Source organism: Oleiphilus sp. HI0132 (assembly GCF_001635845.1).
In genome coordinates this window covers 1-720 of the sequence record NZ_LWGJ01000148.1, presented here as the reverse complement: position 1 = coordinate 720, position 720 = coordinate 1, and the positions used below count along the sequence as shown (strand labels likewise).

Sequence of the window (720 nt, the reverse complement as noted above, 5' to 3'; positions counted from 1 at the left end):
GTGGTCAGTCACAACAGCCCAACCTTCCAAGTGGCGCAAGATGTCTCCGCACCCGAGCACGTGCCAGACAAAACGGGCCGCCCTGTATTAGCCATTGTTCGCCTGGATGCGAATAAAGTCGATCCAACGGATATGACCACAACAGCAGGTAACGGTCAGCCTCGCTTAGAGCAAAACAACGTATTCATGCTGGTTCCAGAAACCGTTCAAGTCGCTGGCGATACCTGGAGCGAAGATCGAGTCAAAAAATCCCAGTACCGCAAAGACCGTTTAAATGATGTCGCACGCACCGTTATCGCCATGCGTCGCCTACAGAGCAAACCAGAAGATTACGGCATGTCAGCGGCCAAGCTGCAAGACAGTGGTTTCACCGCCAAGCTTAAAGAACGAGAAATGGCGCTGCAAACCTCGGTTGCACAGGCTTACGACACCATTTTATTCCCTGGCGCTTCGGGTCAGGTTACCCAGAAAAGCATCAAACAAGCTGGCGGCGAAGGCGGCTTATCGGTGGATGAAGAGATTCGTCGAGTCCTAACAGAAGAAGGTGAATTGATTACCGCTGAAGCAGCCGCAACACAATCCATGCTGCTACAACTCGGCCAACTCATCTTTGGCAGCATTAGCCAAACCCCATCGTTGGAGCAAATCAGCAACCAGTTTAATCAAAACCGTCGCTGGCCAATTTTGGATAATCAACGTGTACTGGAACAAATCATTCGC

The 720-nt window shown here is 51.1% G+C and carries 1 protein-coding gene; it reads left to right on the top strand.

What is annotated here, in order from left to right:
* Positions 1-720: hypothetical protein (locus A3766_RS30140; RefSeq protein WP_197479182.1), on the top strand; the 720-nt coding region annotated here is incomplete at both ends.